The sequence below is a fragment of the Bacillus shivajii genome (genome assembly GCF_020519665.1).
Lineage (GTDB): Bacteria > Bacillota > Bacilli > Bacillales > Salisediminibacteriaceae > Bacillus_CA > Bacillus_CA shivajii.
The window spans coordinates 3066542-3078940 of the sequence record NZ_CP084703.1 but is presented as its reverse complement, the minus strand read 5'-3'; the positions used below and the strand labels follow the sequence as shown (position 1 = coordinate 3078940).

Annotated in this window: 9 protein-coding genes; all 9 read left to right on the top strand. The window is 37.4% G+C overall.

What is annotated here, in order from left to right; translation table 11 throughout:
- Window positions 1–47: 47 nt before the first annotated feature.
- The 9 genes from tig (at window position 48) to LGQ02_RS14930 (ending at window position 12257) form a co-directional block, all read left to right on the top strand.
- Complete coding sequence (tig, locus tag LGQ02_RS14970; RefSeq protein WP_226515152.1) at window positions 48–1343, top strand: trigger factor; 1296 nt, start codon at window positions 48–50, stop codon at window positions 1341–1343.
- Window positions 1344–2013: 670 nt separating this feature from the next.
- The gene (clpX, locus tag LGQ02_RS14965) at window positions 2014–3276 is read left to right on the top strand and encodes an ATP-dependent protease ATP-binding subunit ClpX (RefSeq protein ID WP_226515151.1); all 1263 of its coding nucleotides are present in this window, start codon (window positions 2014–2016) and stop codon (window positions 3274–3276) included.
- Between the two features lie 227 nt (window positions 3277–3503).
- Entirely contained in the window at window positions 3504–5195 is a 1692-nt protein-coding gene (gene lonB, locus LGQ02_RS14960) for an ATP-dependent protease LonB (RefSeq protein WP_226515150.1), read from the top strand.
- A gap of 376 nt (window positions 5196–5571) precedes the next feature.
- A complete protein-coding gene (lon, locus tag LGQ02_RS14955; RefSeq protein ID WP_226515149.1) occupies window positions 5572–7896 on the top strand; it encodes an endopeptidase La in 2325 nt (774 codons plus the stop codon).
- The gene (gene yihA / locus LGQ02_RS14950) at window positions 7893–8480 is read left to right on the top strand and encodes a ribosome biogenesis GTP-binding protein YihA/YsxC (RefSeq protein WP_226515148.1); all 588 of its coding nucleotides are present in this window, start codon (window positions 7893–7895) and stop codon (window positions 8478–8480) included. Before lon ends, yihA begins: the two co-directional genes overlap by 4 nt.
- Window positions 8481–8900: 420 nt before the next feature.
- Window positions 8901–9701, top strand: a complete 801-nt coding sequence (locus LGQ02_RS14945) for a transporter substrate-binding domain-containing protein (RefSeq protein ID WP_226515147.1) — start codon at window positions 8901–8903, stop codon at window positions 9699–9701.
- Between the two features lie 97 nt (window positions 9702–9798).
- Window positions 9799–10464: an amino acid ABC transporter permease gene (locus LGQ02_RS14940; protein ID WP_226518336.1), complete on the top strand. Its 666-nt coding sequence runs from the start codon at window positions 9799–9801 to the stop codon at window positions 10462–10464.
- A gap of 21 nt (window positions 10465–10485) precedes the next feature.
- The gene (locus LGQ02_RS14935) at window positions 10486–11208 is read left to right on the top strand and encodes an amino acid ABC transporter ATP-binding protein (RefSeq protein WP_226518335.1); all 723 of its coding nucleotides are present in this window, start codon (window positions 10486–10488) and stop codon (window positions 11206–11208) included.
- 215 nt (window positions 11209–11423) lie between these two features.
- Complete coding sequence (locus tag LGQ02_RS14930) at window positions 11424–12257, top strand: tyrosine-type recombinase/integrase (protein WP_226515146.1); 834 nt, start codon at window positions 11424–11426, stop codon at window positions 12255–12257.
- Window positions 12258–12399 lie beyond the last annotated feature (142 nt).

Genomic DNA, 12399 nt, shown 5'->3' with positions numbered 1-12399 from the left:
ACAGTGTGCAGATTATTTATTTTTAGATTGTTGGAGGGAAAGTATTCATGACTGCAAAATGGGAAAAACAAGAAGGTAATTCCGGCGTACTTACAGTAGAAGTAGAAAGTGAGCGCGTGGGTCAAGCTTTAGATGAAGCGTTTAAAAAAGTAGTGAAAAAGGTAGATGTACCAGGATTCCGTAAAGGAAAAGTACCTCGTCCTCTTTTTGAGCAACGTTTTGGTGTTGAATCTCTATACCAAGATGCTTTAGACATTTTACTACCACAAGCATACTCTGAAGCTGTTGAAGAAGCGGGTATTGAGCCTGTTGACCGTCCTGAAATTGATATTGATCAAATGGAAAAAGGACAAGCGTTAATTTTCAAAGCGACTGTAACTGTTAAGCCAGAAGTAACACTTGGCGAATACAAAGGTTTAGAAGTTGAAGAACAAGATACAACAGTAACTGACGAAGATGTTGAGCAAGAGCTAAAACAACTTCAAGAGCGTCATGCTGATTTAGTTGCTATTGAAGATGGCGAAGTAGCAGAAGGCGACACTGTTGTTATGGACTTCGAAGGATTCGTTGACGGTGAAGCGTTTGAAGGCGGTAAAGCTGAAAACTATTCATTAGAAATCGGTTCAGGTCAATTTATTCCAGGCTTTGAAGACCAATTAGTTGGCGCAAAAGCTGGTGAAGAAACGGAAGTAACTGTTGAATTCCCAGAAGACTATCACTCTGAAGAATTAGCTGGAAAACCAGCTGTATTCAAAGTGAAAGTTCATGACGTTAAGCGTAAAGAGCTTCCAGAGCTTGACGACGAGTTTGCTAAAGATGCAAACGAAGAAGTAGAAACGCTTGACGAATTGAAAAAAGATATTCGTCAAAAGTTAGAAAAAGCGAAAGAACAAGAAGCAGACACTGCAAAGCGTGACACGCTTGTAGAAAAAGCTTCTGAAAATGCGGAAGTTGACATTCCACAAGCTATGATCGACACTGAAATCGATCGCATGCTTCAAGAATTTGGTCAACGTCTTCAAGCGCAAGGTATGTCACTTGATATGTACTACCAGTTTGCACAAACTGATGAAGAAGGTATGAAAGCTCAGTTCCAAGACGATGCCGAAAAGCGTGTAAGTATGAACTTAACGCTTGAAGCAATTGCTGAAACTGAAAACTTAGAAGCATCTGATGAAGATGTAGATCAAGAAATCAATCAAATGGCTGAAATGTACCAACGTTCTGCTGAAGAAATTAAGCAGATTCTTGCAATGCAAGGTGGCGTTGATACATTAAAAGGTGACTTAAAAGTACGTAAAGCAATTGACTTTCTTGTTGAAAACAGCAAAACAGCTGAATAATCATTTCTAACGTTTACACAGGCAAGGCGCGATCTAATCGTGCCTTGCTTTATACATAACTAAGTGAATATAGAAAAATCGACAATTGTACAGCATATAATGACGACAAATTTTAGAGTACTCACTAGGTTGTACAATTTATGAATGAACAGTGGAAAATAAGGAACATTAACTACCATAATCTGCGTTCATTTTACAAAGGAGTTCGAAAGATGGAGAAATTTCTTTGGACATAATTCAAGACAAGTTGATTTTCTCTATGGTAAGGTTAAAAAAGCTACTATTTTTTAAGAAGTACATAATGTTTAACCGTTTTATACTTTTTCGAGTGGACAAATTGGGTAATACTGTTTCAAGAAATTACTGGAAAGTAACCATGCTACCTTATTGTTTGACAGAATAAACGCATTCATTTATTCTGATGGAACAATTAGCTACACAGATAAATAAGGAGAGTTGTTCATTTGCGATTCACCATTAGGTGTGTGGTACAATTTAAGTAATGAGAGATCGTATGGTCCCAAAAATTTATCGTGTTTTATAATTGATCTGCCGTTTAAAATAATGAACTAAAACGTACAATGTAAACATACGAATAGAGTCAATGTTATGGAGTAGTCCATCTCGATAAAGAAAGTTTCGTTCTACATTACTGTTAGGGGTGAAATGCATGTTTAAATTTAATGAAGAAAAAGGACAATTAAAATGTTCTTTTTGTGGAAAAACACAAGACCAAGTACGTAAGCTAGTAGCCGGTCCCGGTGTGTATATATGCGATGAATGTATTGAATTATGTACAGAAATCGTTGAAGAGGAATTAGGCAGTGAAGAAGAAGTGGAAATGGAAGACATTCCAAAACCACAAGAAATTCGTGACATCTTAAGTGATTATGTCATTGGTCAAGACCAAGCGAAAAAGATCCTATCGGTCGCTGTTTATAACCACTATAAACGTGTCAATTCTTCAAATAAAAATGATGAAGTGGAGCTTGCGAAAAGTAACATTTGTTTAATTGGACCAACGGGTAGTGGTAAAACATTACTTGCCCAAACGTTAGCACGTATTTTAAATGTTCCATTTGCAATTGCTGATGCTACTTCACTTACAGAAGCAGGATATGTTGGTGAAGATGTAGAGAACATATTACTTAAGTTAATTCAGGCAGCAGATTATGATGTCGAAAAAGCTGAACGAGGCATCATTTACATTGACGAAATCGATAAAGTAGCTCGTAAGTCAGAAAACCCATCCATTACACGTGATGTTTCTGGTGAAGGTGTTCAGCAAGCGCTACTGAAAATTCTTGAAGGAACAACGGCTAGTGTTCCACCTCAAGGGGGACGTAAGCATCCTCATCAAGAATTTATTCAAATCGATACAACGAATGTTCTGTTCATTTGTGGTGGGGCATTTGATGGTATTGAGCAAATTATTAAACGCCGCTTAGGTAAAAAAGTTATTGGTTTCGGAGCAGAAACAACAGAGGAAGATTTAAAAGAAGGTCAATATTTATCAAAAATCTTGCCTGAAGATTTACTTCGTTACGGTTTAATCCCTGAGTTCATTGGTCGTTTACCAGTTATTTCAAGCTTACAGCCATTAGATGAAGATGCGCTCGTCGAAATTTTAACAAAACCGAAGAACGCTCTTGTGAAGCAGTATAAAAAACTTCTTGAACTGGATGATGTTGAACTAGATTTTACTGATGATGCATTACGTGAAGTTGCAAAAGAAGCAATTGAACGAAAAACAGGTGCACGTGGACTACGTTCCATTATTGAAGGGATCATGCTCGACGTTATGTACGAGTTACCTTCTAGAGAAGATATTGCAAAATGTGTCATTACTGATGAAACGGTACGAGACAAAAAACGTCCAACTCTCGAATCATCAGACGGAGAAATTATTGAAGAACCAAAAGAAAGTGCATAAAGCTAAAGTAAAACCCTCGACTAAGTCGAGGGTTTTCGTTTGTTACCTTTCAGCAATCTCTCTTCCTATGTGTTACCATTTATATCCAGGTTCCTAGCATCTGGATATAAATTGGAAATCATAAGATGTTTTGTCCAATTATTGCCTCCTTGCTAAAACAAGTTTATACATAGTCGTTCAGGAAATACTAAGCATCACTAGCAAACATTTAGTAAGGAGGATGCTTTATGAATATTACGGGACTGGCCTTTATGATCCAGTTGTTTTTTGGGGTTGTGATCGGCCTTTACTTTTGGAACCTTTTAAAGAACCAACGTACACAAAGAGTATCTGTTGATAAAGAATCACGTAAGGAAATGGAACAGTTAAGAAAAATGCGAACGGTTAGATTGAGTGAACCACTTTCAGAAAAGATTCGGCCGCAATCGTTTGATGATATTGTCGGACAACGTGACGGTATTCGTTCCTTAAAAGCCGCGTTATGTGGACCGAACCCTCAGCATGTTTTAATTTATGGCCCTCCCGGAGTCGGTAAAACTGCGGCTGCAAGGCTCGTACTTGAAGAAGCAAAAGTTAATGAACATTCTCCTTTTAAACGGGACTCTGTCTTTATTGAATTAGATGGTGCAACCGCTCGATTTGACGAACGTGGAATTGCAGACCCGCTTATTGGCTCAGTCCATGATCCGATTTATCAAGGGGCAGGAGCAATGGGGCAAGCTGGGATCCCACAACCGAAGCAAGGAGCAGTGACGAAAGCCCATGGAGGAATGTTATTTATTGATGAGATCGGTGAACTTCACTCGATTCAATTAAATAAATTATTAAAAGTACTAGAAGATCGTCGAGTTTTTCTTGAAAGTGCATACTATAGCGAAGAAAATAACCAAATACCAGACCATATACATGATATTTTTAAAAATGGTTTACCAGCTGATTTTAGAATGATTGGCGCAACAACGCGAACACCTGAAGAAATTCCTCCGGCGATAAGATCAAGATGTATGGAGGTTTACTTCCGACAATTAACACCACCTGAAATTTCTATAGTTGCTGAAAAAGCAGTAAAAAAGATTGGTGCAACAGTTGAAAATGGTGTTTTCGACTTTGTATCGCGATACGCGACAAATGGACGTGAAGCAGTTAATATTATTCAAATTGCAGCTGGTATGGCAACAAGTGAAGAACGAAAAAACATAACTGTAAAAGATGTAGAATGGGTCATTCATTCTAGTCAGCGAGCACCACGACCAGAAAAACGAATTCACCCAGAAGACAAAGTCGGTTTCGTAAATGGTCTCGGTGTTTTCGGACCGAACATGGGGGCAGTATTAGACATTGAAGTTACAGTTATGGATAACCCGGGTAAAGGAACAGTAAACATTACAGGGATCGCTGAAGAAGAGAGTACTGGAAATCACACGAAACAAGTGAAACGAAAAAGTATGGCAAAAGGGTCTGTTGAAAACGTACTTACAGTACTACGTAATATGGGAATAGATACATTTAACTATGATATTCATGTCAACTTCCCAGGTGGAATTCCTGTAGACGGTCCATCTGCTGGAATATCTATGGCGACGGCGATTTATTCAGCCATTCATAAACTTCCTGTACTACATGAAGTTGCTATGACAGGTGAAATTGGTATTCATGGGCATGTAAAACCAGTTGGTGGAGTCGTTGCAAAAGTAGAAGCTGCGAAGTTGGCAGGGGCATCAAAAGTTATTATTCCAAAAGGTAACTATCAGTCGATTTTAAAGGACATTGAAGGAATGGAAATCTATCCAGTTGAAACGTTAGATGAAGTCTTTGATTTAGCTTTATTAACTGAAACAGATGCTGAAGACCTAAAAGAAAATCAAATGCTTCCAGCTGCAGCTTCTTTTGCACTAAACCAATCTGGTGGTTTATCGTAAGTGTGAAGGAGCCCTTACAAGGCTCCTTCTTTATTTTAGAATTCTATGATCAACCCTACTTAGGCTTACGCCATTAAGTCTTGGTAACGGGCAATCTTTGTTTATGAAAACTCCATAATTGGAAAAATCCCTCTATGTTAGACAAAGTAGAAACAATAGGATAAAATTAAACAAAGATAGCGAAAACAGTTGCTTTTTAATGGCGTGAACCATCCTGGTGGCGTCCCTTTTTCATTTTTTTAGACAATTTCCAGAAAACGCGTCTTAATAAAAGCATGAATTCATATGTTTTCCAAATAATAAGTGAAAATGATCGAATCTTTATCATCAATAAAAGGTGAGAAGTGTTTACAGTGAATGTGGAGGTGTAGTACATATGAGTGAAAATACTCAAAAAAAGCTTCCGTTGTTGCCGTTAAGAGGCTTACTCGTTTATCCAACAATGGTGCTTCATTTAGATGTTGGACGGGATAAATCCGTTGAAGCATTAGAGCAGGCAATGGTTGACGAGCATGAAATCTTTTTGGCGACACAAAAAGAAATTTCAGTCGATGAACCAGATGAAGAGGATGTATATAAAGTTGGAACATTAGCGAAAGTAAATCAAATGCTAAAGCTTCCAAATGGGACAATTCGAGTTCTCGTCGAAGGAATTCAACGTGGAAATGTTCAAGAATTTATTGAACATGATAACTTTTTCGAAGTAAATGTTGAGTTGCTAGAAGAGCGGCAAGAAGCAACGGTTGAAGAACAAGCGCTCATGCGTAACGTATTAGAGCAGTTTGAACAATATATTCAGCTTTCAAAAAAGATCTCGCAAGAAACCCTTGCTTCAGTTTCAGATATTATTGAGCCTGGTCGGTTAGCAGATATTATTGCGTCACACTTGCCATTAAAAGTTGCTCAAAAACAAGATATACTAGAAACAATTGATTTAGAAGAGCGTCTTCAGAAAATTTTACGCATATTAAGTAATGAAAAAGAAGTGTTAGGCCTTGAGAAGAAAATTGGCCAACGCGTTAAAAAATCGATGGAAAAAACACAAAAAGAATATTACTTACGTGAACAAATGAAGGCGATTCAAAAAGAGCTAGGAGAAAAAGAAGGAAAAGAAGGTGAACTTGCTGAACTTCGTGAAAAAATAGAAGCAGCGAACATGCCTGAAGCAATTGAAGAAAAAGCATTAAAAGAACTAAAAAGGTTTGATAAGGTTCCTTCAAGCTCTGCAGAAAGCTCAGTGATTAGAAACTATATTGAATGGCTCGTTCAAATTCCTTGGACAAATGAAACTGAAGACCTGCTTGATATTCACCGTTCCCAACAAGTGTTAGATGAAGACCATTATGGACTTGAAAAAGTGAAAGAACGCGTATTAGAATATTTAGCTGTACAGCAGTTAACAAATGAATTAAAAGGACCGATCCTATGTCTTGCAGGACCTCCAGGAGTAGGTAAAACATCTCTAGCTCGTTCGATCGCGCGTTCATTAGGAAGAAACTTTGTACGAATTTCACTTGGTGGTGTTCGTGATGAAGCTGAAATTCGTGGACACCGACGCACATATGTTGGAGCGATGCCAGGGCGAATCATTCAAGGGATGAAAAAAGCAGGTTCGGTAAACCCTGTATTCTTACTTGATGAAATTGATAAAATGGCTAGTGACTTTAGAGGTGATCCGTCCTCAGCTATGCTTGAAGTGCTCGACCCTGAGCAAAACAATAGCTTTAGTGATCACTTCATCGAAGAGCCGTATGATCTTTCGAAAACAATGTTTGTCACAACAGCAAATAATATTGGAGCTATCCCTGCACCATTAATGGATCGTATGGAAGTGATCCACATTGCAGGTTACACAGAAATTGAAAAACTCCAAATCGCAAAGGAATATTTGTTACCAAAACAAGTAAAAGATCACGGTCTAACAAAAGGAAAGCTTCAAGTAAAAGAAGACGCTATTTTAAAAATTGTCCGGTATTACACTCGTGAAGCGGGAGTCCGTAGCTTGGAACGTCAAATGGCAACGGTATGCCGAAAAGCAGCGAAGATGATTGTATCAGGTGAGAAAAAGCGCGTTGTCGTTACAGAAAACACTGTAGAGTCACTTCTTGGTAAACCGAAATTCCGTTACGGGAAGGCAGAAAGAGAAGACCAAATCGGTGCAGCAACAGGCTTAGCTTATACAACAGGTGGAGGAGACACACTTACGATCGAAGTGTCTTTATCTCCGGGGAAAGGAAAGTTAACTTTAACAGGAAAACTTGGCGATGTAATGAAAGAATCTGCTCATGCAGCATTTAGTTATATTCGTTCAAAATCAGAAGAACTTTCCATCGATCCAGATTTTAATGAGAAAAATGATATTCATATTCACGTTCCTGAAGGAGCTGTTCCGAAAGATGGGCCATCTGCTGGGATTACAATGGCAACAGCGCTAATTTCTGCCCTCACCGGACGAGCGGTTAAAAAAGAAGTTGGTATGACAGGTGAAATTACATTACGTGGCCGAGTTTTACCAATCGGTGGTTTGAAGGAAAAATCAATGAGCGCTCATCGCGCAGGTCTTACGCATATAATTATGCCAAAAGATAATGAAAAGGACTTAGAAGATATTCCTGAAAGTGTACGTAAAGATTTAACTTTCATTCCTGTTACACATTTAGATGAAGTATTAAATCAAGCGTTAGTGGGGAAAAAGAAATGAAAGTAACGAAAGCAGAAATAGTCATTAGTGCAGCAAAAGGTCATCAGTTTCCGGAAGGGCCCTTTCCAGAGGTGGCCCTTTCTGGACGTTCCAATGTCGGAAAGTCATCGTTTATTAATACTGTTTTAAATCGCAAAGGTCTAGCAAGAACATCACAGCGTCCAGGAAAAACCCAGACTCTCAATTTTTACAATATCAATGATCGGCTTCATTTTGTTGATGTACCTGGGTACGGCTATGCGAAAGTTTCGAAAGCAGAACGTGAAGCATGGGGACGTGTCATGGAGCAATATTTTCAGGAACGAGAACAGCTTAAAGGTGTTGTTCAACTGATTGATGTTCGTCACAAGCCAACTGCCGACGACGTCATGATGTACGAATGGCTTAAGTACCACGAGCACCCTGTTATTGTCGTTGCAACAAAGGCAGATAAAATTGGGAAAAGTAAGTGGGAAAAGCATAAAAAAATTATAAGAGAAGAATTAGAGATGGATCCATCTGACACGATCATCCTTTTCTCGTCTGAAACTGGACATGGAAAAGATAAAGCGTGGAAAGAAATGGAGCGTCTTTTATTCTCATAATTTTATCCTTCACATGGAGCGTGAGCTTCTGTGAAGGATATTTTTATTTATCACGAATGTCACCATTTCGGTACAAAACTGACTAAAATATCAATCTTGATGATGATGTCATATCAAATAACAACTATATTTGTTATATATATATGCAATTTGATGAAGGGATCTCATTTATTAGCTAGAATAAGATAGTATAACCGAGAGATTATATGTTTAGAATATTTTAGTCCGTATTAAGTGATAAGTTATTATCTATAGCATAAAAATGTTATATGACGACTTTGTTTAATTTTTGATCTATTAATAATATAGAAATACCTGAATTATTCCCAATATTCATACTATTAGAATTCTACTTTGAAATTTGTTATTTTGAAAAAACTCTACTTAAGAGTCAAATATAATAAGGGGGAATATAAAAAGATGAATAGATTATGGAAAAGAGCTCTACCTATAACTTTAGGAGCAACTTTACTTTTAACAGCTTGTGGTGAAAGTGATGAAGATGCTAGTTCAGGAGAAGACGGGGAATCTCTATTTATAGACGCAGGAAAGTTTGTCTATGCATTGTCAGGTGAATATCGCCCTTTTAGTTATGTCGATGAAAATAACGAACTAACTGGTTTTGATGTAGATATCGGAAAGGCGATTGCTGAAGAACTAGGTGTTGAAGGAGAACCATACCAAATATCATTTTCTGGAATTATTCCTGGCCTTCAAGATGATCGTTACGATGCAATCATAGGTAGTATGGGAATTACAGAAGAACGAAAAGAGTCTGTAGATTTCTCTGACCCTTATTATATCTCTGGTGCACAGTTGTATGTTCGTCCAGATAGTGACTTAACTTCAATAGAAGATGTAGATGAAGACACGAATGTTGCCGTGGCTTTGGCAACTACGTATGAAGACATGATTCAAGACTACACTACGGATGTATCGACATATGACTCTGATGTTATCGCGTTACAAGCGCTTGCAGAAGGCCGCCATGATGCCGTTGTTACAGACCGTCTTGTAGGACTTATTAATATTGAAGAGCAAGACCTTAATCTTGAAATGGCCGGCGAGTTAATTGATACAGATTATATGGGAATTGCAGTGAAAAAGGGGAATGAAGATTTACTAGAAGCGATTAATGAAGCTTTACAAGCAATCAAAGATAACGGCTCATATTTAGAAATTAGTGAGCACTACTTTAATGAAGACATTAGTCAAGAATAAACGAAGTAATTTTTACAATCATTAAGAGCTGAATGTGCACTTTACATGTGCACATTCGTTCTTTATACAAGAGGTGAAATCGTTGGTTATAGGCGGAATTTTTGATTTTAATACATTTTATAGTGAATTATTACGAACATGGCCATTCTTTTTTGAAGCAGCTTGGTTAACTTTACGGCTGACAGTTGCGGCGGTTATTATTGGTACTGGTATTGGACTAGTTGTAGCACTTTTAAAACTATCAACGATCAAACCTTTTAATTGGGTTGCGAATATTTACATAACAGTTATTCGTGGAACGCCGTTGATCGTTCAAATCTTCGTATTATACTTTGGGTTATCAGGGGGATTTCAATTATCCGACTTTTGGGCGGTGGCTTTTGCATTAGCCGTACATAACTCAGCATATATTGCAGAGATATTCCGGGGAGCCATTCAATCAATTGATAATGGACAAATGGAAGCAGGACGTTCACTAGGCATGAATTATGGCTTGTCAATGCGTCGAATCATTATGCCACAAGCTAGTCGTAGAGCAGTTCCTCCATTAGGGAATCAATTTATTATTGCCTTAAAAGATTCATCATTAGGTGCGTTTGTGGCAATGCCTGAACTATTTCGGACAGCGCAAAATATAGCTGCAGGTACTTTGAATACGATGGAGACATATATTATCGTAGCATTATATTATTTAGCCTTAGTTATGATTTTAACGTTAATCGTTAATAAGGTTGAAGAACGTCTAGCTGTTAGTGAAAAATAGGAGGACATATGTATGAGTGAAATGATTCGAGTGGAGAAATTGAATAAATCTTTTGGTGACCTACATGTATTGAAAGATGTCGATTTGACAGTAAATGAAAGTGATGTTGTCTGTCTTATTGGTGCGAGTGGTTCAGGAAAAAGTACTTTACTACGATGTCTAAATTTCTTGGAAATTAAAGATAATGGGAAAGTAATTTTTGCAGGCGAAGAAATTGATCCAAAGAACAATGATTTAAATAAAGTTCGGCAAAAAGTAGGGATGGTTTTTCAACATTTTAATTTGTTCCCTCATAAAACAGTGCTAGAAAATGTCATAGAAGCTCCGATCATGGTGAAGAAACTAGCTAAAAAGGTTGCCATAGAAGAGGGAAAACAATTACTAGATAAAGTTGGCCTAAGTGATAAATATGATGTTTACCCTTCGAAATTGTCTGGAGGACAAAAACAACGAGTAGCCATTGCTAGGGCTCTAGCGATGAAGCCTGAAATTATGTTGTTTGATGAACCTACGTCAGCCCTTGATCCGGAACTTGTTGGTGAAGTACTTGAAACGATGAAAGATCTTGCTTCAGAAGGAATGACGATGGTTGTCGTTACCCATGAAATGGGATTTGCAAAAGAAGTCGCTGATTATACTGCATATATGCATGACGGCATAATCGTTGAATATGGTGCATCTGTTGATGTGTTTGAAAATCCACAGGAAGAACGTACGAAGGAATTTTTAAGTAAAGTTTTATAAATTTTGATCTAATAGAGGGAATGAAGTGTTTAGTGAAATATCTCTATTCTTTTTTTAAACTTTGTTTTGCACAATGGTCACGTATATCCAATTTACGAGCTTTAGAGGGTTGAAGAATTACTCTTAGGATCGAATCATAACAAAAGTTTGTTGCGTAGAATTTGACTTACTATGCAAGAAAACGTTATAATTAAAGTAATAAGGGGGAGATAGTTTTGAAAAAACAATATGCTGACTCATCACATATCTTGAATTCTTTTGAAAACTATCTCGCTGAAATAGGTAGATCTGAAAACACGATTAAAACGTACTGTGGGGTTATTCAATCCTATTTTTGCTGGCTTGAAGCTGAAGGGAAGTCTGTTAAGGGCCTAGAAAAGCAAGATGTTCAGCAATACCTAGATTACTTACAAACGAAACAGAGAAGCCCATCTACAATTAAAAAAGTATTGAATACACTTCATACGTTTGCCAAATCATTAGGGCATACGCATCTCGTTAAAGATGTTCAATATCATGAAGAAAGTAAGAATCAACTTCCGCCAGATTGTTTATCGGCTGATGAGAAGGATCAATTACTGAAAAATATTATTGCAGATGGAAATAAAAGAAATGTTGCGATTGTCCAACTTTTACTAAGTACTGGTATCCGTGTCTCAGAACTATGTGCATTAAATATAACAGATATTAAAATCAATGAAAAAAATCAAACAGGGCAACTAACAGTTAGTAGTACTCGTAAGAAAATGGAGCGAACAATGCTTCTATCTAAAACTGTTGTCTCCTATATTAATGACTATTTAAAATCAAGAAGTGACAATGAAGAAGCACTTTTTTTATCAAACTATCAAAAGAGGATCTCACCTCGGACCGTTCAGCACACATTGCAACAGTATGGTGTCCATCCTCATATTTTAAGGCACACTTTTTGTTATGACCTTATTCGAAAAGGAATGGACTTATCCATCGTTCAACAGCTTGCTGGTCATTCAAATATTCATGTAACGAAACAATATGTGACGGAACGTTCTGACAAGAAGCATGCATAACTACTAAAAGCATTTCTAGATTTTTTCTAGGAATGCTTTTTTTATTTTGCACGTTAAGAAACTTTCTAGATAATTTTGAGGGGGAACTAAGAAAGGGAGGTTGACTAATGAATACGTTTAGTCAACCCCTTCGTTTTGTGAG